The organism is Arthrobacter sp. Y3223166, assembly GCF_059090935.1.
Genome location: NZ_JBNHGE010000002.1, coordinates 42,374 through 64,354, shown reverse-complemented (window position 1 = coordinate 64,354; position 21,981 = coordinate 42,374). Strand labels below are relative to the sequence as shown.

Annotated in this window: 17 protein-coding genes, 1 tRNA gene and 1 other RNA gene; 11 read left to right on the top strand and 8 right to left on the bottom strand. The window is 69.2% G+C overall.

Features of this window, described 5'->3' with window-relative positions; genetic code table 11:
• Positions 1-119: 119 nt before the first annotated feature.
• The 3 genes from AC5RUH_RS01860 to AC5RUH_RS01850 all read right to left on the bottom strand — a co-directional run bounded on the left by AC5RUH_RS01860 (position 120) and on the right by AC5RUH_RS01850 (position 3,866).
• Complete coding sequence (locus AC5RUH_RS01860) at positions 120-1,619, bottom strand: multicopper oxidase domain-containing protein (RefSeq protein ID WP_494127748.1); 1,500 nt, start codon at positions 1,617-1,619, stop codon at positions 120-122.
• Positions 1,619-3,040: a multicopper oxidase domain-containing protein gene (locus AC5RUH_RS01855; protein ID WP_494127747.1), complete on the bottom strand. Its 1,422-nt coding sequence runs from the start codon at positions 3,038-3,040 to the stop codon at positions 1,619-1,621. The genes AC5RUH_RS01860 and AC5RUH_RS01855 overlap by 1 nt, the downstream gene beginning before the upstream one ends.
• Before the next feature lie 109 nt (positions 3,041-3,149).
• Complete coding sequence (locus AC5RUH_RS01850; protein WP_494127746.1) at positions 3,150-3,866, bottom strand: DUF4352 domain-containing protein; 717 nt, start codon at positions 3,864-3,866, stop codon at positions 3,150-3,152.
• Positions 3,867-3,977: 111 nt separating this feature from the next.
• Between AC5RUH_RS01850 and AC5RUH_RS01845 the strand changes: the two genes are divergently transcribed.
• The 3 genes from AC5RUH_RS01845 (at position 3,978) to AC5RUH_RS01835 (ending at position 7,273) form a co-directional block, all read left to right on the top strand.
• On the top strand, positions 3,978-4,889 hold the full coding sequence (locus AC5RUH_RS01845; protein WP_494013260.1) for a Cof-type HAD-IIB family hydrolase: 912 nt from the start codon (positions 3,978-3,980) through the stop codon (positions 4,887-4,889).
• 160 nt (positions 4,890-5,049) lie between these two features.
• Entirely contained in the window at positions 5,050-6,081 is a 1,032-nt protein-coding gene (locus AC5RUH_RS01840) for an isopenicillin N synthase family dioxygenase (RefSeq protein ID WP_494013261.1), read from the top strand.
• A 286-nt stretch (positions 6,082-6,367) separates the two neighbouring features.
• A complete protein-coding gene (locus AC5RUH_RS01835; RefSeq protein WP_494127745.1) occupies positions 6,368-7,273 on the top strand; it encodes an oxygenase MpaB family protein in 906 nt (301 codons plus the stop codon).
• A gap of 269 nt (positions 7,274-7,542) precedes the next feature.
• Here the strand turns inward: AC5RUH_RS01835 and AC5RUH_RS01830 are convergent.
• Positions 7,543-7,630: transfer RNA gene (locus AC5RUH_RS01830), tRNA-Ser, on the bottom strand.
• Positions 7,631-8,171: 541 nt separating this feature from the next.
• Here AC5RUH_RS01830 and AC5RUH_RS01825 point away from each other — a divergent pair.
• From AC5RUH_RS01825 to AC5RUH_RS01805, 5 genes are all read left to right on the top strand, one after another.
• Positions 8,172-9,185 (top strand): prenyltransferase/squalene oxidase repeat-containing protein, encoded by a 1,014-nt coding sequence (locus AC5RUH_RS01825; protein WP_494127744.1) that lies wholly within the window; start codon positions 8,172-8,174, stop codon positions 9,183-9,185.
• A gap of 46 nt (positions 9,186-9,231) precedes the next feature.
• Positions 9,232-9,327: signal recognition particle sRNA small type (ffs, locus tag AC5RUH_RS01820), an RNA gene on the top strand.
• Positions 9,328-9,402: 75 nt separating this feature from the next.
• A complete protein-coding gene (locus AC5RUH_RS01815; protein WP_494127743.1) occupies positions 9,403-12,999 on the top strand; it encodes a DNA polymerase III subunit gamma and tau in 3,597 nt (1,198 codons plus the stop codon).
• Positions 13,000-13,023: 24 nt separating this feature from the next.
• Positions 13,024-13,620 carry a recombination mediator RecR gene (gene recR, locus AC5RUH_RS01810; protein ID WP_494002065.1) on the top strand — a complete coding sequence of 199 codons (597 nt, stop codon included), beginning with the start codon at positions 13,024-13,026 and terminating at the stop codon, positions 13,618-13,620.
• Between the two features lie 241 nt (positions 13,621-13,861).
• A complete protein-coding gene (locus AC5RUH_RS01805; protein WP_494002064.1) occupies positions 13,862-15,151 on the top strand; it encodes an aspartate kinase in 1,290 nt (429 codons plus the stop codon).
• Positions 15,152-15,241: 90 nt separating this feature from the next.
• Here the strand turns inward: AC5RUH_RS01805 and AC5RUH_RS01800 are convergent, their stop codons facing one another.
• Positions 15,242-15,454, bottom strand: coding sequence for a hypothetical protein (locus tag AC5RUH_RS01800; RefSeq protein ID WP_494002063.1), 213 nt, complete (start codon positions 15,452-15,454; stop codon positions 15,242-15,244).
• A 74-nt stretch (positions 15,455-15,528) separates the two neighbouring features.
• Positions 15,529-15,741: a hypothetical protein gene (locus tag AC5RUH_RS01795; protein ID WP_494002062.1), complete on the bottom strand. Its 213-nt coding sequence runs from the start codon at positions 15,739-15,741 to the stop codon at positions 15,529-15,531.
• Between the two features lie 91 nt (positions 15,742-15,832).
• Between AC5RUH_RS01795 and AC5RUH_RS01790 the strand changes: the two genes are divergently transcribed.
• Entirely contained in the window at positions 15,833-16,297 is a 465-nt protein-coding gene (locus AC5RUH_RS01790; protein ID WP_494127742.1) for a MarR family winged helix-turn-helix transcriptional regulator, read from the top strand.
• Positions 16,298-16,410: 113 nt separating this feature from the next.
• Here AC5RUH_RS01790 and AC5RUH_RS01785 read toward each other — a convergent pair whose 3' ends face one another.
• Entirely contained in the window at positions 16,411-19,569 is a 3,159-nt protein-coding gene (locus AC5RUH_RS01785) for a S8 family peptidase (protein WP_494127741.1), read from the bottom strand.
• 318 nt (positions 19,570-19,887) lie between these two features.
• Here AC5RUH_RS01785 and AC5RUH_RS01780 point away from each other — a divergent pair, with 318 nt between their 5' ends.
• Complete coding sequence (locus tag AC5RUH_RS01780; RefSeq protein ID WP_494127740.1) at positions 19,888-20,928, top strand: 3-methyladenine DNA glycosylase; 1,041 nt, start codon at positions 19,888-19,890, stop codon at positions 20,926-20,928.
• A 2-nt stretch (positions 20,929-20,930) separates the two neighbouring features.
• Positions 20,931-21,527: a hypothetical protein gene (locus tag AC5RUH_RS01775; RefSeq protein ID WP_494127739.1), complete on the top strand. Its 597-nt coding sequence runs from the start codon at positions 20,931-20,933 to the stop codon at positions 21,525-21,527.
• A gap of 83 nt (positions 21,528-21,610) precedes the next feature.
• Here AC5RUH_RS01775 and AC5RUH_RS01770 read toward each other — a convergent pair whose 3' ends face one another.
• Entirely contained in the window at positions 21,611-21,781 is a 171-nt protein-coding gene (locus AC5RUH_RS01770) for a hypothetical protein (protein ID WP_494013269.1), read from the bottom strand.
• Between the last annotated feature and the right edge of the window lie 200 nt (positions 21,782-21,981).

Sequence of the window (21,981 nt, the reverse complement as noted above, 5' to 3'; positions counted from 1 at the left end):
GGCCCGGGAAGGAAACGCGCGCCACAGCGTGCCGCGGACCCGTAGCCAAAAGGTTACTGTCCGTTTGCCGCACGCGTTGGGGCTATTGCTGCCTGCTTCAGGCCGCTGTCTCCCGCCTGTCAGGCCGCGGTGATCGGCACTTCGCGGACGCCCACGGTTGCGCCGGTGATCCAGTCCTCCCACTCGACCCGCAGCCGGTACTCCCCCCGCTCCGGCGGGTGCAGCATCACGTCGTACCGCTCGGCCGCGCCGAAGGCCAGCACGTCGGTCATGAGCGGGTATCCGGCCTCCCGGCAGGTCGGAGACGGCGCCCCCGGGACGGAGGTGTCACGGAACGGCCGTCCGTCGTGCGCGATCAGCTCGGCCATCCGCACCGGCTCCCCGTCCATGGCCGTGAAGTACATGCGGTTGGGAAGCTTGGCGTTCAGGATGCGCAGCAGCGTCGGCTTCTTCTCGCCGCCAGCCACGTTGGCCCGCAGCGCCGACAGGCTCCACACCCGGTTGTCGCCGGAGCGCCGGCGAACCAGCTCGCCGCCCATCAGGTAGAAGTGCTTGGGTTCGAACCGGTTCAGCCCGACGTCTTCGCCGGAGAGCCCGGCCGCATGGTGCATTTCGTGCCAGCGCGGATCCAGCGAATACGGGATCAGAATGGACTCGGTGTCGACGTCGTACTCCGGCCCGTCCACGAACGCCCGCCGCGCTCCCGGCGTCACCGGGTAGTCCTGGTGCACCACCGGATCCACGATCACGGGGCCGAACATCCCCATCTGCGCGTGCAGCACGGTGTTGACGTGGCAGTGGTAGAAGTAGGTGCCGGCCGCGCCGTAGTTGGGATCTCCGGGCCGGCCCGGCTCCGGCGCCCACTGGTACGTGTACGTGCCGCCGATCTCGAAGGACGTATGGCCGACCCCGTCGTTGCGCGGGTCGGGTTCCAGCCCGTGCCAGTGGATGGTGTGCGGCCCCATCGAGGGATGCACGGTGGCGTGGAAGATCTGCCCTTCCAACGGCCGGATCAACGGGCCGGGAAAACCGCGGCCCGACTCCCGCGAGTCAAAGCTCCACATCTCGAACACGGCGCCGTCGTCAAAGCGCAGGTCCCGGTTGAAGACCTCCAGATAGACGGACGAATGCGGCGTCTGCCGGAATTCCGTGACCGGGCGGTCCAGATCCAACTGGTCGGAGCTGAAGTCCACCTGGCTCCGAAAGCGGTGGCGCGGGCGGCCGTCGTCGTCAGTGGGGCTCGGGCTCGGCGTCGGCTGCGCGGGTTGGGTCGGTTCCACGGTGGGGGACGACGTCGGTGCCTCCGTGGGCTCGCCCGTGGGCGTCGGCGTCGGTGCGGCGGTGGGGGTGCCGGTGGGCGAGGTGGTCGGCTCAGCCGTGGGCGCCGCCGTCGCGCTCGGTCCCGGCGTTGCGGTGGGCTTCGGTGTCGCCGTGGGCTTGGCCCCGCCCCCGCCCTTGCCGTCGTCGTCGTCCTTCTTCTTGCCCTTTTTCCGGTCCTCCTCGCGCCGACGGGCAGCTTCCTCCTGCTTCCGCTCGGCCTCGGCCCGCTTGCGTTGCTCTTCGGCCCGTTGCGCGGCCGTGCGGCTGCCGGAGCGCAGGGGCACTCTCGGGTTGCTCATCATCCCTCCCCGGGAAGCGGTGCCTTCAGGTTCCAATGAGCCACCAGCCCGCCCGGATACAGGCCGCCGGCGGCCGTTTGCGAGGGCTCGGCGTGGCAGTGCATCGGGTACTCCCAGTCGGTGGTCCGGGCGTACCAGACCGGATCGAGGGCATCCGGCGGCCGCTTGACCGGGATGATGCAGTCCTTCCGGTCCATCGGTTGGAGCTCCACCACGTCCTCCCACTGCTGCAGCACCACGTGGCCCTGCTTGTCCACGTACCCCTCGCGCCGCGGCCAGTGGTAGTTGTTCCGCCGCACGGTCCACAGGTGGTTCCCGTGGAAGTGGATCTGGTGGTACACAATTCCGGGGTTGATCAGCCGCACCAGCTGGCCGCCGCGGAGGGTGCCGGCCGTGGTGCCTTCGCCGAACTGGCGCACATCGAGCTGCCGCGGATACCCGGAGACCAAGGTTTCCTCGTCGCTGGCCAGGTTGAGCGCCTCGTTCCGGGTCATGGCCAGCGACTCGTAGCCGCTGCGCCCGTTGAGCGTAAAGTACCGCGGCACCGCCTTGGTCTGCAGCGGGTCAACGGTGCCGCCGGCGGCCTCGATGGCCGCCCAGTTCGACTCCACCGCGTGGCAGATCCACACCCACTGCCGTTCGAAGCTGGCCCGGCCGGGGGTGATGTCCCACTGGTGCACCGGATCCATCACCAGGAGCGCGCCGAAGAGCCCGAGAGTCCGCTCGACCGGCGCGTTGGTCGGATCGCTGTAGATGTACGAACCGGCCGGCGGGCACGGCAGCTCCAGCAGCGCGCTCCCGCCCGGCGCAATCGGACCGGTCCTGGCGTCCGCGTGGTCCGGTCCGACGTCGTGCAGGACAAACTCATGGTCCTTGGACAGCCGGTTGTGCACCCGGAAGCGGAGCGTCGAACCCACCTCCGCGATGATGGTGCGCGCGGGGAAGAAGCTGGCCCAGTAGTTGCGGCGGATGAAGTACTGCCCGGGGTTCGCCGGGTCCGGGCCGTACGGCTGCGGGGTGCCGCGCGGCGGCAGCGCCGCCCCCAGCGGATAGGTCCGCGACTCCACCAGTCGCCCGTCGGCGGTAAACACCTTGGGCGCCACGGCCAGGCTCGGCGAGGCGTCCCGCAGGCCGGTGGGCCGGTCGCCGAAACCGCGGTGGTAAACCAGCGAGTCGTCCACCATCTTCAGGTAGCCCTCGTTGATGTAGAGGTCCAGCACGCCGGGGACGGGCACGACGGCGGCGGGCCAGGTTCCGGTGGCGACGGACTGGGCGCGGCTCCTTCGCCCAGCCACGGTCGCCTGGGCCGATGCCGCGCCGCCCAGTCCGCCCAGGGCCAGCGCGCCGAGCCCGGCGGCGGCCCCGTATCTCAGGAAGTTCCAGCGCCCGACGCCGGCTGTTTCCAGGGAGTCCTTTGGCATCCGGGGCTCCGCGCCTTCAGTGCCGGTCCTATCCGAGGCAGCGCTGCCCAACGCAGAACTACCCGAGGCTGCGCTCATCGTGCGGCCGCGGTCTGGCTCCGGAACGTGCTCAGCCATGATGTCCGCCTTCGTCCAGCCAGCCGGGCCTGAGCGCCACCCGCGGCAGTTCGAGCCGCAGCGGCGCCGCGTGCAGCCACGGATCCGTGAACTCCGCCGACAAGCGCTGCGCGTCTGCCGGCACCAGGAAGCTGATCCAGAATCGCTCGGTACTCCAAGCTGCCAGCGCCACGGCCTCCCCGGAGTCCCGGTTGGTCACCGTCGGACCACCGTCGCCGACCCTCAGCCGCAGCTGCCCGGGGGCGAACAGCACCGCGTCCTCTGAAGCGTTCTGCACCTCCAACTCCACCAGCAGGTGGTCGCCCCACGTCATGTTCGCCGGTTGTGGCGCCGCCGCCATGATGGGGCCGTGGCCGGCATGCCCGGTTCCACCCGCGGCGGTCCCCCGGCCTTCCGCGCCGCCGCCCGCAGGCGGCCCCGCCGCAGCGGAGGTCTTCGCGCCCCTGGCGGGGACACCGCCGTCGTACGCCAACCGATGCTGGCGCTCCGCGGACACCAGCCGCGCGCTCCCGAACGACGTTTCCACGCCTCCCGAGCCCACGGTGCCGGCCCGCAGGTGGCTGGCCGTGAGCAGGCCCGCGCCTCCCGCCACGCCGGCGATGCCGGCCCCAACAAGTACCCCAAAAACACGCCGCGAGAGACCGGACGGCAAGCTCGCGCTGCTGTCCGGCCCCGGCACGACCGCGCTATCCCCATAGAGCGTCGTCATTGCTTTACCGCTTCCCATTCCCCCAAACCTGTAGGCACCCATCCTTGCCGCGCGGGCTTGGGAAAAACTGGTGGGATGCGAACGGCCGCGCCGCCCCGTCATACTGGGACCATGAGCCTCACAGCCGGTCTCCCTGCCCGCCCGGAGCAGCCGCCCATCGGCCTGCTGCTGGACGTCGACGGCCCGCTTTCATCGACGGTGACCCGGACCGTGCCGGCGGAGATCATCCACTCGCTGCTCGTGATGGCCAAACGCGGCTGGCCGATCGTGTTCAACACCGGACGGTCGGACCAGTTCATCAAAGAGCAGGTGATGGAGCCGATGCTGGCCGCCGGGATGCCGCCGGAGGTGCGCTGCTATGCGGTGTGCGAAAAGGGCGCCGTCTGGTTCAGCTTCACGGCGGCCGGCCCGGGCACGATCCACGTGGACCATGCGCTGGCTCCGCCGCAGGAGTTCGCCGCCGAGGTGCGCGAGCTGGTCCGCTCCGGCTATTCAAGCCACATGTTCTTCGACGAAACCAAGCGGGCCATGGTCTCCGTGGAGCAGGTGGTGGGGACGGAAAACCGGGAGTACCGCCAGGTGCAGGAAAAGTTCGACGCCGAGGTCCTGGCCCTGATGTCCAGGTTCGGCATGGGTGCCACGCGCCTGGACCAGCACCTGCCGGACAGCGACGACCAAATCGACTACCGGGTGGACCCGAACATCATCGCCACCGACATCGAGTCGGTGCAGCTGGGCAAGGACCTGGGCGCCGAGCGGGCGCTGGAAATGCTGGCCGCGGACGGCGTGGTGCCTCACGCTTGGCGGACGATGGGCGATTCGCGCACCGACTACGCGATGTCCGACCTGCTGCACCACAACGGGCACGCGGTGCTGCACGTGGACGTCCGCCCCGACGACGGGGTCCCGCAGAAGCCGTACCCGGTGCTGACCGCGGCGCACCTGGGCTTCCCGAGGGCCGTGCACGAAGAGGCCGGCGCGGCGTTCCTGCGGACGTGGGCGGCGATCGCGCAGACGTTGTAGGGCTTCCCGCGTTGGCGGTCCCGCCGTCGGGCCGTAACACGGCGAAATACGGGGCGCATTCCACGCCGATTCCGGCCGCGAGTCAAGCGAAACTGTGCCGCCGCAGCAAAACGTAACGTCCGTAACAATTGACTCCGGGCCCGATGCTAGTCTGCCTTCCATGAACGCACTTCAGGGGAGCATTCCAGTACTCGACATGAGCACCGCCCGCCTTGCGGACGGCAGCTTCAACCCGGTCTTCATCGACCAGCTGCGCGACGCCGCGCACCGCGTCGGGTTCTTCCAGATCACCGGTTACGGCGCGGCCGAGGGCCAGGTAGCGGAGCTCTTCGACGCGATGAAGCGCTTCTTTGACCTGCCGCTGGAAGAGCGGCTGAAGCTGGACAACCGAAACTCCCCGCATTTCCGCGGCTACACCCGCATGGGCACCGAGCGGACCCAGGGCCGCGCCGATGCCCGCGAGCAGCTGGACTACTCGCCCGAGAGCGAGCCGGTCACCGACTACCCCGAGGACCAGAAGTACTGGCTGCTGCGCGGCCCGAACCAGTGGCCGGACGCCGTGCAGCCGGACCTGCGCGAGAAGGCCATGGCCTGGGCGGAGCTGATGTCCACGGTGGGCCATGACCTGCTCTCGGCCATCGGCGTCGGGCTGGGCCTGCCGGAAGACTACTTCGACGAGCCGTTCGCCGGCACCCCGCACTGGATGGGCAAGCTGGTGCACTACGTGGGCGGCGTGGTGGAGGAAGCCGGCGACCAGGGCGTGGGCGTGCACGCCGACTACGGCTTCGTCACCCTGCTGCTGCAGGACATGGTGGGCGGGCTCGAGGTGCGGCCGCCGGAGTCCGATGAGTGGCTGCCGGTCGAGCCGATCGAGGGTGCCCTGGTGGTGAACCTGGGCGAAATGCTCGAGGTCGCCACTGACGGCTACATCACCGCCACCGTCCACCGCGTGCAGGCTCCGCCGCCCGGCGTGGACCGCTACTCGGTGCCGTTCTTCTGGTCGCCGCGCTTGGATGCCGTGATCGACCCGGTGCCGCTGCCGGACGAGCTCAAGGCCGAGTCCCGCGGCCGCACCGACGACCCCACCAACCCGATGCTCTCCAGCTTCGGCGCCAACATGCTCAAGGGCCGGCTGCGCGCCCACCCGGACGTGACCGAGAAGTTCTATCCGGAGCTGCTCGCCAAGAAGTAGGCGCGGTAGATCGCCGGGGGTGCCGGGGGCTCCGGGCCGCCGGTTCCGGGCCCCAAGACTCCGGCCCCCCCCGGTTCCAGGCCCCAAGACTCCGGGCCGCCGGTTCCGGGCCCCAAGACTCCGGGCCGCCGGTTCCGGGCCCCAAGACTTCTGGCCCGCCGGTTCAGGGCCGCCGGCTGATGTTTCCCATGGTGTGTGCGGCGCTCGGCGTCGCACGCACCATTCTTCTGGGCGCGGGCTCTGCCCACCCGGTGCGCGCCCGTTCGCGCTCGCCCATAATGGCTGTGTGGGCAACATCCTGACCCGCTGGCGCGAAGAACTGCGGGGCACATTTTCCGGGCAGAGCGACACGATCCCGCAGTGGGAGCTGGACTTGGAGAACGGCGACGACGCGGGCTACTTCGCGCCCGATTCGGCCGTCTGGGCAGTCCACGGCTCGATGCCCACGCTGGTTGCCGGCATCCGTTCGCTGCTCACGCAGACGCTGCATCCCGGCGCGCTGGCCGGCGTGCATGACTTCTCCGCCTACCGCGATGATCCGCTGGGGCGCCTCGCCAATACCATCCGGTGGATTTTCACCGTCACGTACGGCGACACCGCTGCGGCACGCTCCGCCTGCGACCTGGTGTTGCGCCTCCATGAACGCGTCCGCGGAACCTACACCGACTCGGCCGGCGGACAGCAACCGTACTTTGCCAACGACCCCCACCTGTTGCGGTGGGTGCACCTGACCTTCACGGACGCCTTCGTCACCGCGCACCTTGCCTACGGCCGACGGTTCCCGGGTGGTCCGGACCGCTATGTGGCCGAATGGGCCAAGGCCGGCGAGCTCATGCAGGTCTCGGACCCGCCCCGCACTTATGCGGAACTGCGCGCCCAACTGGCCGGCTTCGCCCCGGAGCTCGCCTCATCGCCCAACATGGAGGAGACGGTCGCGTTTGTCAGGCGGCCGCCGCTGCCCCGCTCGCAACGGCTGGGCTACCGCATCCTGTTCGCCGCCGCCGTCGAAACGCTGCCCGAGGAGCACCGCCGCCTGCTGGGGTTGCGCCCGACCACTCCCCTGCCGCTGCGGATCCTCATCAAGCCCGCCACCCAGCTCGTCCTAGGCGTCGTCCGGCTGGGGCTGAGCAAGACCGGGCCGAGCGAAGCCGCCGCTCGCCGCCGCCTCGCCCGGCTCGGGCAGCAGGCTTGACGGCGCGCGTCACGGGACGCAACTGTCCACGTTTAAAACGACCCTGGGGCAAAGCCGCAGGTCAGGGGCCTGTGATTCGCCAAAAGATGGACAGTTATGGCTGAACATGGACAGAAGCAGCCGGATCCGCGGCTGGCTCGCCGGTAAGAACCCCTCGCCCGGCCTTGCGCTGCGCCTTCTCGTCCGCCCTTGCGCTGCGCCTCGGCAACCGGCCTTGCACCTTAACGCCAGCGGCCCCGGTCTACAGTGCAGATCGGGGCCGCTGGGTCTGGCGGAGGATGGGGGATTTGAACCCCCGAGGGCGTGAACCCAACACGCGTTCCAGGCGTGCGCCATAGGCCGCTAGGCGAATCCTCCAGATGCTTGCTCACAAGAGCAGATACCAGAGTACCCGAAAGCGGCCCCATGTGCCGAATCGGCAGGAGTGCAGGGAACTGGGCGCGGGAGTCCAGAAAGCTGGAGTGCGCGAGTCCAAGGAACTGGGGCACGGGACGTCATGCGGCTGGGGCCGAGGACTCCAAGGACCTCGGTCGCGGGCCGACTAGGGGCTGAGGGCATGAAGGTTTAGGGAGCCGGGCGAAAGTCCAGGGGAGCCCGGCACGGAAGTCCAAAAAGCTGGGGCCGAGGACTCCATGGGGCTGGGGCGCGGGAATTTAGGGAGCCGAATCCGGGAGTTCATGTACCTCAAGCCAAGCCTCTAAGGGGCCTGAGGTTGGGCGGCCTGGCCTCCTCCGGAGACGGCCGCCACCCCTTCTGTACGGGCCCAAAAATCGAATCCGAGACCGCGCGGGTACCGCCGCCGTTTAGCTCTGGAAGGCTGCGACCGGCAGTGGCAAACTTACGCCATGGGTGAGGTGAGGGGCTGGGGGCAGCCCCTTTTCTAAGGGGACTAAACAACATGGCCACCGGTACAGAGTCAGCGGTAGGCAGCGTGCCACCGGCACGCATTGTGGACTGGCTGCTGGCCGGGGATGCGTCAATCCGGTTCCAAACCCTGCGTGATCTCTGCGACGCGCCCGAAGGCGAAGTGGCGGCCGCGCAAGCCCAAATCGCCGACTCCGGCTGGGGTGCCCTGCTGCTCGCGGCGCAGGATTCGGACGGCAGCTGGGGCGGCGGCCTCTACAACCCCAAATGGACCTCCACCATGTTCACCCTGCTGCTGCTGCATTGGCTCGGACTCGCCCCGGGGCACCCTCAGGCCGTGGCCGGCTGTCGGAGGCTGCTGGACGGGGCAGAGTACTTCGACGGCGGGCTGACCTACGGCCGGCACCAGGACCGGGCCGAGAACTGCGTCACCGCCATGGCTGTGCTGGTCGGCTCCGAGCTGGGCCAGCGACTCGGCGGCGATCCACGGATCGACAAGGCAGTGTCGTGGCTGCTGGCCGAGGAACTGGACGACGGCGGTTGGAACTGCGAGCCCCACAGCTCACCGACCAAGCACGCCTCGTTCCACACCACCATCAGCACCCTGGAGGCGCTGGCTGCCTACCGGCACAGCGGCGGCTCGATCAAGGTGGACGTCGCCGAGGCACGCGGCCGCGAATTCCTGCTGATGCATTCGCTCTACCGGTCACACCGGACCGGGGCCGTGGCGCATCCTTCGCTGTCCCAGTTCCGGTTCCCGCCGCAGTGGCACTACGACATCCTGCGCGGACTGGAGTACTTTCGCGCCGAGGGCTGCCCGCACGACGACCGGATGGCGCCCGCCATCAAGGTAGTGGCCCACGGACGGCGCAGCCCGGGCAACTGGGGCGGGTACCGCCCGTATCCGGGGCGGATGTGGTTCCGCTGGACGGCAGAGGACATCGGCCGCTGGGCCACGCTGCGGTGCTCCCGCGTGCTGCGCTGGTGGGATGCTCCCGACGCCGTTCCCGACGCCGCCGCCGGCTCCCCGACGACCCCCGGCGGGTGACGGGCGCCTGATTTCGGGCCGCCGTCCGACGTCAGGTAGACTGTTCGTCGGCCCCTCATGCGGTGTCATCCTGTGAACTCCCCCAGGACCGGAAGGTAGCAAGGGTAAGCGGGCTCTGTCAGGTGCATGAGGGGTCTTTACTTACCCCCATGCTGCCTATCCCCAGCCCGGCCGCTCCGGCGTGCACCGGCCCAGTTTCAACCGATAGGGTTTGATCGTGAGTACAGCCCTTTACCGTCGCTACCGCCCGGACACTTTCGCGGACGTTATCGGGCAGGAACACGTCACCCATCCGCTGATGGCGGCGCTGCAGAAGAACCGCGTCAACCACGCGTACCTGTTCTCCGGCCCGCGCGGCTGCGGCAAGACCACCTCGGCCCGCATCCTGGCCCGCTGCCTGAACTGCGCGGAGGGCCCCACCCCCACCCCTTGCGGCACCTGTGACTCCTGCGTCGAGCTCGGCCGCGGCGGACCCGGCAGCCTCGACGTCATCGAGATCGACGCCGCATCCCACGGCGGCGTGGACGACGCCCGCGACCTGCGCGAGCGGGCCACCTTCGCCCCGGTGCGCGACCGCTACAAGATCTTCATCATCGACGAGGCCCACATGGTCACGTCTGCCGGCTTCAACGCCCTGCTCAAGATCGTCGAAGAGCCGCCGGAACACATCAAGTTCATCTTCGCCACGACCGAGCCGGACAAGGTCATCGGCACCATCCGCTCCCGGACCCACCACTATCCTTTCCGGCTGGTCCCGCCGGAACCGCTGATGCAGTACCTGGAACTGCTGTGCCGGCAGGAGAACGTTCCGGTGGCCCCGGGCGTCCTCTCGCTCGTGATCCGGGCGGGCGGCGGTTCGGTCCGCGACTCGCTCTCCGTGCTGGACCAACTGATGGCCGGCGCCGGACCCGACGGGCTGGACTACGAACTGGCCGTTTCCCTGCTCGGCTACACGCACGCCTCCCTGCTGGACGACGTCGTCGACGCCTTCGCCGCGGGCGACGCGTCCACCGTGTTCAGCGCGGTGGACCGCGTGGTGCAGACCGGCCACGATCCGCGCCGCTTCGTCGAGGACCTGCTCGAGCGCTTCCGCGACCTGATCATCGTGCGCGCCATGCCGGAAAGCGCCCACGCCATCCTGCGCGGCGTCCCGGAGGACCAGATCGCCCGGATGCAGACCCAGGCCAACCAGCTGGGCGCGTCCGAGCTCTCCCGGGCCGCGGACATCACCAACCAGGCGTTGACCGAAATGACCGGCGCCACCTCCCCGCGCCTGCACCTTGAACTGCTGTGCGCGCGGATCCTGCTGCCCGCCGCCGACCAGGGCGAGCAGGGCGTCGCGGCTCGGGTGGACCGGATCGAGCGCCGGCTCAGCTACGGTGGGGCCCCGGTTTCCGCACCGGCAGCCGGCCAGCCGCAGGCGCCCGCCGTGCATGCCGCCGCGGAGCCCCCGCTCTCCGGGCCCGAAGCCGCGCGCGCCGCGCTCCGGGGAGCCAACGCACAGAAGGCCGAGCCCGCCCGCCCGGACGCCGAGCGCCTCACTCCCCCGCGGGTGAGCACCACCGACTGGCCCCGCGAAGACCAGCAGGGTCCCGCCGCCCCCGCCGCCAACAACCCCCCAACTTCAGGCCAGCCTGCCCAACAGCACGACGGCGGAGCTCCCGCTGGCTCCGGGGGTACGGCACCTGTGACGGCGGCATCCTCCGGATCTCCGGATGGGAACGGCGCCGCGGCCGCAGCCGAGGCCCAGGCGTCTTCCGCCCAGCCGCCTTCGGCTCCGGCATCCGCCAACGATTCCAGCCGTCCGACCGTCCCGTCGTCGGTGTTCGGGAATCCGCGAGACGGCGGCAGGCAGGACGCCGGTGTGCAGGTCCCCTCCGATGCGGCCGGCCAGCAGAACGCTGCTGCCGGCTCCTCCGGCGAAAGCGCGGCCGACTGGGGTGGCACCTGGGGCGCCATGCCGGAGCCGGCTCCGGCACCCGAAGCCCAGCGCCCCGCCCCGCCGGCCGGAGACCAGGCCCGTGGATCGGGTCAGCCGGCTCAATCTCCCCGGAACACGGCGGCGCCGGTAGCGGCAGCCAACGAGCGGTCGCAGGCACAGGGCCAGCCCCCGGCGCAGCAGCGCGGACCGCAGCGGCAGGCGCATGCAGCACCGCAGGCTCCGGCACAACCGGATCCCGTTGCACCACAGGCGCAGGCTCCGGGACAACAGGCTCCGGCGCGTCCGGAACAGGCCGCACCGCCGGCGCACGCTCCTCGTCAGGGCCAGTCCGGCCCCCAGGCGTCCGGGCAGATCGAGATGATCCGCCGCGCTTGGCCGGAGATCCTGACCACGCTCAGCGGCATCCGCAAGGTGACGTGGATGAACGTCAGCACGAATGCCTCGCCGCTCAGCCTCGACGGCACGGCGCTGACGCTCGGCTTCAAGAACCAGGGGTCCGCCACCAACTTCAACAACGGCGACCACGCGGACAACGTGCGTCAGGCCATCCAGCAAGTGCTCGGCATCGACCTGCAGATTCAAACCGTCGAAGACGCGTCGGTGACAGCGGGTGAGTCAAACCCAAAAGTACCTACTAGCCGGCCGCAGCCGGCAGACGGAGGTTGGCCCGCCAACACCGCTACGGTAGGTGCGCCCGCGCCGGTTTCCCAACCGGTTGTTGGGCAAGCAGGTCATCCGCAGCCGGCACCGGCCGCTGCCGGGATGACCGGATTCATGTCCGGCTCGGCCTCGGCGCCTTCTCCGTCTTCTGCTGAACCGGCGATGCCGGCTGCCCGGGCCGAACCGGCCGGGTCGGCGACGTCGGCTGGCTCCGCAACGTCCGGCTTCCCCGGTGGTCCTGCGATGTCGGGGGGATCCGGCGTATCCCCTGCCTCGGCCGTTTCCGGTCCGTCTGCCCCCAGCGGGGTCTCCGCGTCCACCGGCGTTTCAGCCGCAAGCGGGATGTCGGCGCCAACCAGCGCTTCAGCCCCAAGCGGGATGTCCGCGGGCTCAAGCTTGTCGGCACCCACAGCCGCTTCAGCCCCCAGCGGCATGTCCGCGGGCTCAAGCCTCTCGGCGCCCACCGCCGCCTCCGCACCCAGCGCTACCTCCGCCGCGTCAGGGGCATCAGCCCCCAGCGGTTTCTCCGGGGCCACCGCGGCGTCAGCGCCGTCGGCCGAATCGCCGAACGGCGCCTCCGGCAACGGCCAGCGGCCGCCGGCCCTGCCCGGGGAGAAGCCGGTGTTCGCGAAGCTGGCCGAGCGGATGGCGGCCCCGGGGGCTCCCACCGCTGTCCCCGTGGCAGCCGGTGCGCCATCGGCCTCAAATTACTCCGGCTCGGCGCTGGCCGGCTTCCCCGCCCCCGCCCCCGCATCTCCAACAGGTCCAGCAGCTCCAGCCTCTCCAGCCTCTCCAGCAGGAGGAATCCTCGGGGCTGCCGCCCAACCTAACAGCCAGCCCGCCGGCGCCCTGTCGGCACCCCCAAGCACTCCCGCCCCCTCCTCCCCGGCACAGGCTTCTCCGTACGACGACATCCCCTACGCGAACGACGAACCACCCGCCGAGGAATGGGAAACGACGCCGGACCGGCAGATGCCCGGGCAAAAGCGCAGCCGCTACCAGCAGTTGCTGGATCAGGCGAAGGCCACACGGGCGACATCTGCCGCCGCGGCGCCGTCCCCGGCAGCCCGTGACCTAAACTTGAAGTACGTCGAGGACATCCCCAGCGAAGACGACGAGGCCATCGAAGATTCCGGACTGGTGGGCCGCGCTGCCATTGAAAGGCTCCTCGGGGGACGCCTGATCGAAGAACGAAGCCTCGACGGTTCCTAACCGCCCGCGGAGATTGAAGGTTCAGTGTACGAAGGTGCTGTCCAGGAGCTGATCGACGAGCTCGGCCGCTTGCCTGGAATCGGCCCGAAGTCCGCCCAACGCATCGCGTTCCACATCTTGGAGTCCGATCCGGCCGACATGAAGCGGCTCGTTGACGCCGTTACCCACGTCAAGGAGCGGGTGAAGTTCTGCTCCATCTGCGGGAACGTCTCCGAACAGGACACCTGCAACATCTGCCGCGACCCGCGCCGGGATCCGACGGCCATCTGCGTGGTGGAAGAGTCCAAGGACGTCATAGCGATCGAGCGCACCCGGTCCTTCAAGGGCCGCTACCACGTGCTCGGCGGCGCCATCAATCCGATCGGCGGCGTCGGTCCGGAGCAACTGCGCATCCGCGAGCTGCTCGGCCGCCTCTCGGACGGACAGATCGAGGAAATCATCATCGCCACCGATCCGAACCTTGAAGGCGAGGCGACGGCGACCTACCTGGGCCGGATGCTCAAGACCATCGGCATTCCCGTCAGCCGGTTGGCGTCCGGCCTGCCGGTGGGAGGCGACCTCGAGTACGCGGACGAAGTTACGCTGGGCCGCGCCTTCGAAGGCCGCCGCATGCTCACGTAGCAAACCGGCGGCCCAGCCACGCGTCAGTCGGCGGTGTCGGGCGCCTGGCCCGGCACCGTCGTCGTTATTACCCTGGCCGGTCATACTGTCCGCCGCATTCTCCGCCGTAACCACTACGGCGCTAGAATGGCGGTTGCCGCGCGGTGCGCAGCCGGGATGCGTGGCAGCAAATCCATGAGCCCGGCGGCGCGCCCTGGCGGCCGCGGTCCGGGCCCCAACCCAGGAGTTGTTTAGAGAACACATGAGCCTGATAGTGCAGAAGTTTGGCGGTTCCTCAGTATCGGACGCGGAGGGGATCAAACGCGTGGCACAACGCGTGGTCGACACCCAGGCCGCCGGCAACCAGGTTGTCGTCGTCGTGTCCGCCATGGGAGACACCACCGACGAACTGCTGGATCTGGCCAACCAGGTCTCCTCCAGCAGCAGCAGCGCCCGCGAAATGGACATGCTGTTGTCCGCCGGCGAACGAATCTCGATGTCGCTGCTGGCCATGGCCATCCAGGAATTCGGCTCCAGGGCCCAGTCCTTCACCGGCAGCCAAGCCGGCATGGTCACCGACGCCATCCACGGCAGGGCGCGGATTATCGACGTCTCGCCGCACCGGGTGATGACGACCATCGAAAAGGGCGAGATCGCCATTGTCGCCGGCTTCCAGGGCATCAGCCGGGAGAGCAACGACATCACCACGCTGGGCCGCGGCGGTTCGGACACCACCGCGGTGGCGCTGGCGGCGGCACTGGGCGCCGACGTCTGCGAGATCTACACTGACGTGGACGGCATCTACACCGCCGATCCGCGGGTGGTGCACACCGCCCGCAAGATCGACGCCATCTCCAGCGAGGAGATGCTGGAAATGGCGGCCTCCGGCTCGAAGATCCTGCACCTGCGCTGCGTCGAGTACGCCCGCCGCTTCGGCGTGAAGCTGCACGTGCGCTCGTCCTTCAGCACGAACGAGGGAACCTGGGTACTGCCCAACCCCGACGACAAGATCAAGATTCAAGAGGGAGAACCCTTGGAACAGCCCATCATCTCCGGCGTTGCCCACGACCGCTCCGAAGCCAAGGTCACCATCCTGGGCGTGCCCGACATCCCCGGCAAGGCCGCGGAGATCTTCGGCATCGTCGCCGGCGCGCACTCAAACATTGACATGATCGTGCAGAACATCTCCACCCGCGGGACCGGCAAGACGGACATCTCCTTCACGCTGCCCATGGTGGAGGGCAAGGAAGCCCTGGAGGCACTCAACGCGGCCCAGGACGTGGTGGGCTTCGAGGGCATTCTCTACAACGAAAACGTCGGAAAGCTCTCGCTGATCGGGGCGGGCATGCGCTCCAATCCCGGCGTCTCCTACAAGTTCTTCGAAGCCCTGCACAAGGCCGGCGTGAACGTGGACATGATCTCCACCTCCGAGATCCGCATCTCGATTGTCACGCACGCCGATCTGCTGGACACGGCGGTCCGCGCTGTCCACGCGGCATTCGACCTGGACACCGACGAGGAAGCCACGGTCTACGGCGGCACCGGCCGCTGACGCCGCGGGGCGGAAACGGAGAGGGGCTGTCAGCAGTTGGCTGACAGCCCCTCTCCGTGTGTGTCAGGCCCTGCGCGGCCTCGTCGCGTGTCAGGCCTTGCGCGGCTTGCGGTAGGCGTAGGCGTGGCCGGGACCGCGCTCCACTTCGATCTCGGCCAGTTGTTCCTCCGCCGCTTTCTCCGCCGCGTCGTGCCGGTGCACCACCGGGGTGTCGGCTTCGATGCGATCGGCAGGGCCCCAGACCTTCGCCGCCTTCTCCGTGGCTCGCATGAAGCGGTCCATGAAACGCCGATTTCCAGCCATCTGAATCACCTTCTTGCTCAGAAGAATCCGTGGCATCAGTTTAACGAGGCCCGGTACGGAAGAACAGGGCGGGGCTAGGCCGGCTTCTTCGGCACGATGTAGGTGCTGCCGTCCGCCCGGGTGACCGTTTCCCACTGCGACGCTTCGGCCTCGCGCTGCTGGAGCAGCGCCTTGTTCTCCTCGGTCATGGGATGGTCGACGCCGCTTTTCTGGGCCGGGCCGAAGACGATGCGGAACTTGCCGGTCGCCCGCATGAACGCGTTGACGCGGGACTTCTTCTCGGTCATGGGCGTGATCCTTCTTCCGGTGCCCGGTAGACTCTGCGGGCATTCAACCCCATAATAGGGGACGAACAATTAGCGCACGAACTGATGGAGAGTGGTGGCCGTGACAGCGACGGCGGGGACGACGGACGACCTGCTGCTGGAGCACCAGCTGTGCTTCGCGCTGTCGGTGGCGTCGCGCAGCGTGGTGGCCTCCTACAAGCCGGTGCTGGAGAAGCTGGGCCTCACGCATCCGCAATACCTGATGATGCTCGCCCTCTGGGAGCAGAGCCCGCGGATGGTCAAGGACCTGTCCGAGGCGCTGCAGCAGGAACCCGCCACCCTGTCCCCCATGCTCAAGCGGCTGGAGCAGGCCGGCCTCGTGACCCGGGAGCGGGTGGAAGGCAACGAGCGGGCGCTGGCCGTGGGGCTGACCGCTGCCGGCCAGGCGCTGCGGGAGGAGGCACTGGCCGTGCCCGGAACCATGCTGGCGCGCCTGGGTCTTGAACGCGAGCAGTTGCGCGAACTGAACGCCTCGATGCATGCGCTGATCAAGGCCGCGCGGGAAGCCACGGACTAGCGCCAACGCACGGAGCCGCCGGAAGATGCGGCGGGAGGGTGGCCGGTGGTTGTATCCACCGGCCACCCTCCCGCTTGTTCAGGTGCTGTCAGCGGCCGGGGCCGCCGGCGCCGTTAGCGGCCGGAGCGCTGCCCGGGCTGCTCCGAGGCACTGCCGTCGACTATCACGGCCGTACCTTCAGCTGCCGGCGCCTGCGCCGCGGCGCCGTTGCCGGAGACGTTGACCGTCACCGCCGTGGCCGCGCCGTCGCCGAACTTGATCAGGCCGACCCAGCTGCCGGCTGCCAGGCCGGACCAGGCGGCGGTTACCGTGCCGGTCTCGCCGTTGGCCAGCTGCAGCGGATCCGGGCTGACCGTCAGGTTGCCGGCGTCACCGCTCAGCGCAACCGCGTCGATGGTCCCCTTGCTCGCCTTGCCGTCCGGGCTGCTGTACAGGTGCGCGATGGCATAGTACGTGCCCGGGGCCGGATTGTTGATGGCCAGGGACTCGCTCGCCGACGCAGTGGCCGCGGAGATTACGGTACCGGCTGGGGTGTAGACATACAGATCCCAGTCTGCCCCCGGGTCGGCCGCGGTGATGGAGAACTGCGCCAGCGTGGCACCCGCCGGCACCGCCTGCGGGGCGAATCCGGTGCTGCCGTTGGAACCGATCACGGCGGGCTGGCCAGGGACCTTCTCCACTGCGGTGGCGTTGGCCTTGGCCAGGCCCTCGACCGCGACGTCGATCGGCGAGTTGGTGCCCGAGGTGACCTCGATCGTGCCCGAGCCGTCGCCGCCGTCGGAAGCGAACGCGACGCTGGCGGGAGCCACCGCGGTGACCGGCCGGACGGCGATCGGCGAGACGACCGCGTGCTGGCCGGAGCCCTTGGCCTCTTCCGTCCAGACCAGCTCACCCATGGTGAACTGATCCAGCGGCGCATCCGCATTCTCGAAGGTGACCTTGAACGTGCGTTCCTGGCCGGCCTTCTTGAAGGTCAGCTTCGCGGGCGAGACCTTCACGTTCACGCCCGGCAGGTCCACGGCCGCCGTGTAGGTGCCGGGCTTCAGGGCTGTGAGCGTGCGCTCCACGGTGACCTTTCCGGCCAGCTTCCCGAGGGCGAACGACGGCACGTTGATGTCCTTGGACTCGACGGTGTCCCGCTTCTTCAGGCCCAGGTCCAGGCCTGTGCCCTGGATGAAGCCGAGCCAGTCGTTGATATCGGCATCGTAGGCCAGGCCGGGATCGCCCATCCGGGCGGTATCCACGTGGCCGGCGCCGGTGGCGAAGCGGTCTTCGTTCACCGAGCCGTCTTCCGTGACCAGGTCGCCGGCGGTGGTCATCATCGCCGACTTCACGGTGGCCGGGGACCACTTGGGGTTCTTGGCCAGCAGCAGCGCGCCGAGGCCGGCTACGTGCGGCGCGGCCATCGAGGTGCCGGACATAAAGCCGCTGGTCTCGCCGCCAACTACCGGGGAAACTCCGGCGAGCACGTTCACGCCGGGGGCCGTGACGTCCGGCTTCAGCAGGTTCGAGTCCACCGCCGTGGACGGACCGCGCGAGGAGAACTCGGCGACCTGCGGGACCGGGCTCTGCGGCAGCCCCGTGGTGTCACGGTCGCGCAGCGCCGCGGTCAGCGACGGGTCCGCGGCGACCTTGTCCTTGATGGACGGGTCGTCGATGTGCACGGTGGGGACGGCATGCAGGTCCAGGTCGAGCGACCCGGGGGTCACGTTGACGAGCACCATGCCGACACCGCCGGCCTGCTCGACGGCGACCGATTTGTCCGCGCGGGCGATCACGCCGCGGTCGCAGATGACGATCTTGCCTTCGACCTTGGCCGGATCAAGCTTGCCGGGGTAGCACAAGCGTGCTTCGTCACCGGTGGCGCCGGCCGCACCGGCCTGCGCGGAAAGGATCAGCGCAGTCTGCGGAACCTCGCGGTTCATGATGGACGTGCCGCGGTACTTGGTGCCGTCCGAGAGTTCCACGGTGCCCTGCAGTTCGTTGGAGAACGTGCTGGCGGCCACAGTGGTCACCCAGGGCGCGCTGTGGTTGACGGTGGCGGGAGCCGGACCCGCGTTGCCGGCGGAGGCGGAAACGAAAACGCCCACCTCGGCCGCGCTCAGGAACGCCACCGACACCGGGTCCAGGACGGAGTTGTTGTTGCCGGAGATGGAGTAGTTCAGCACGTCGACGCCGTCGAGGATGGCCTGCTCGATCGCGGACACGGAGGCCGAGGTGTAGCAGCCGCCGGTGGCGTCGTCGTTGTCCTCCCAGCAGATCTTGTAGACGGCGACCTTGGCGGCCGGAGCCACGCCGTTGCCGGTGCCGAAGTCGCGGCCGTCAACGGTCTGCGTCACGCCGCTGTTGCCGGCGGCCGTGGTGGCGGTGTGGGTGCCGTGGCTGGCGATGTCCAGCGGGGAGATGGACTCCTGCGGGTGCCTGTCTTCCGGCGGCACGTAGGCCAGGAAGTCGTCGGCGTAGTAGCGGGCGCTGAGCACCTTGGAGTTGCATTCGGTGCCGTCGAATCCGGAGCCTTCCTGGCCCGGCTGGCATTCGCCCAGGAACGTGCTGCCGTCTGCCTTGAGCATGGCGATCTTGCCATCCGGCGTCAGGTACGGTTCGCCGACCTTGGCCTTGCCGGTCAGCGGCTTGACCTCTTCGCCGGCCAGGAAGTCGCTGTCCGGGTAGTAGCCGGTGTCGATCACGCCGACCACGGTTCCCTTGCCGGCGTTTTGTGCGCCGCCATACTGTTCGGCCCAGACGCCGTTGCCGCCGGGCAGGTCCAGGAAATCGGTGCTGGAGTAGTCCGGGTGGTGCTGCTCGTCCGGAGCTACCGCCGCCACGCCCGGCTTCTTGGCCAGCTCGGCTGCCTGCAGCCCGGTCAACTCCGCCGCGAAGCCGTTCACCGCCGTCGTGAAGCTCTTCCCGATCTTGACGCCCTGGGAGGCGGCGACGTCGTTCTGCTGCTCCTGCAGGTGTGCCCGGTACTTCTTGGCGTTGGCGCTGTTTCCGTTCAGCTTTTCGCCCGGCGCGGGCTTCGTTGCCGCGATGCCGGACACGCCGCCCTCATAGGTGGCCAGCGGGTCGCCGGAGAGCATCACGATGTAGCGGCCGTCCTCGTAGACGGCCTGCTGCCCGTCCGGATTCGAGGTGATGGTGCGGGCGAGGTCGGCGGGTGCGGCCGCCGCCGGGCCGGCGAGCCCGGAGAGGATCAGCGGTATCCCCAGTGCGAGTGCCGCGGCAGAGCGCAATCCCTGCCGGTGCACAAAGCTGCTGCTTTGCTGTGTCATGAGAAGGAAATGCCTTTCATCCGGTGGGCGCGACCGCTTTGGTCGGCCCGCAGACGCAGCCGAATGCCTATCCTGCAGGCCGTGCGGCCGCAGGGTATTGGATTTCCCCGGCGTGCGAGGCCGGCCCCATCCCCATCTGTGACAACAGCCACATGGTGCGTCTGTGGGATCAAAGTACCGCACCGGAAGGTCTGAAAGAACCGTTTCACCCTTCTTGGGTGCGCCGCCGCGGAAATTCCCTGCGCGTACTTCCCTGCCGGGGCCGGCGGTGCTATAAGCCGGGTGCCAATCTGACGCGGCGGCTGGGACAATGGAACCATGGCGCCGCAGGTTCTCCTCGACCGGCTCCGGGTGCTCGAACCGGAGCAGTGGCTGCCGCGCGCCCGGGCCCACGGCGAGCGCGCCGAGCGCTTCACCCAGCCCTACCTGCAGCGCCGCTCGGCCGGGCTGAAACACCCGGTGGAAGACTTCCTCTTCACGTATTACAGCCTTAAGCCGGGGCAGCTGGCGCGCTGGCATCCCGGCGCTGGCGTAATGTTGACCGGCGACGGCGCCGGCGAGCGCCGCGGGTGGAAGTTTTACCGGGCGCTGACCGCCGCCGAGTGCCGCGCCACGGGAGTGGAGCACGACGCCGGTGCCGTCACCTTCGACGCCGAAGCCTTCCTGGCGGCGCGGGGAACGGCGGTGGCGTTTTCGCGGGAAATCCTGGCCGGCGCCGCGTCGCGGCCGGCCCGGTTCGGCTGCTTCGGGCTGCACGAGTGGGCCATGGCCTACAAGTCACGGCTCAACGGCGTCCGGCACGACTACCTGGAGCTGCGGCTCGGCGCGGAGGGAACGGATCAGGTGGTGGAGGGCAGCCGGATCAACTGCTCGCACTTCGACGCCTTCCGGTTTTACACGCCGCAGGCCATACCGCTGAACACGCTGCAGCCCACCCGGGAAAACCAGCGGCAGATGGAACAGCCCGGCTGCCTGCACGCCAACATGGACCTGTACAAGTGGGCGTACAAGCTGGCCCCGGCGCTGCCCAGCGAACTGGTGATGGACTGCTTCGAGCTGTCCTGGCGGATCCGCGAGCTGGACATGCGGGCCTCGCCCTACGACCTCTCGGGCTGGGGCTACGAACCGGTCAGGATCGAGACCACCGAGGGCCGCGCCCAGTACGTGGCGGCCCAGCGGGCGTTTGCCGAAGAGGCGCAGGCGCTGCGCCTCCGGCTCCTGGAAGCCCTGGACGTGCTGGAGGCACTGGATGTGCTCAAGGCGCCTAATGTGCCGGACCGCGGGACGGAGGGGAACTCGTCGTCGCACCGTGCGGGCGCGCGTCACTCCGCTCCGGGAAAGACTCGAACGGAGGACTGACCATGGCCGTTGAGGCGGAGCGTCCAGGGCGGCGGCGGGGCCGTTGCCGCCAAGCGGCGGTGCTCCTTTCCTGCCTGCTCTTCCTGCCATGGCTGGCGGCCTGCGGCCAGGGCGACCAGCCGCAGCCTTCCCCCGGCATCGCCGTTCCCGCTTCCCCGGGCGACGGCGGGGCCCCTTCCCCGGGCGACGAGGGGACCCCTTCCCCGTCGGAACCCGCTCCCTCGGAACCCCCGACGGACGACCAGAAAGGCGTGGCCGTGGATGCCGAACTGTCCATCATGCTGACCTCCGCCGACAGCACCGCCCGGCTTGAGCAACTGCTGGTGTGCCGGGATTCCCATCCCGCCGAAGGCTCCACGGTCAGGGACCCGGAGGGCGCTTGCGCGGCGCTGGCCAAGCACGGGGACAAGGTCTTCTTCGAACTGCCCGATCCCAACCGCCTCTGCACCCAGCAATACGGCGGTCCGCAGCAGGCCCACGTCACCGGCACCTTCAACGGCCGCGAGGTTAACAAGCACTTCTCCCTCACCGACGGGTGCAAGATCTCCGAGTGGAACGCCATGGCCGCGTTGCTGGGCGGCCGCGCCGGCGAAGTTTAGTGCCGACCTGGTCAGCGCCGCCGTGGCCGACCTGGTCAGCGCCGCCGTGGCCGACCTGGTCAGAGCCGCCGTGACCGACCGGGTCAGCGCCGGCCGTCGCGCATGACTTCGCTCACCCGGCGGTCAAGATCCCGGCGTGCGGCACGGGCGGTCCGCCGGTCGTCGCGTTTCTTCCGAATGACCATCCGCCCGAGGCCGCCCAGCACGACGGCGGCCAAGATGGGCAGCAGCATGGACTGTGGCTTCTCCGTCATGAAGCCATGCTACGAGCCCCGCTGGCCGACGGCACGGTTTTGCCGGGATCCGCCGTCGTCGTCCCGTAAAATCAGCGCCCCGCGATGCCGGTAGAATAGTCATGCAAGCTCGCGGAGCGCTGGATCAGCGTGAGACGGCACCAATTGTTGGATTGACACTGCACTGAGTTCCGCGCGCCTCGCTTCGTTTGAAGAGCACA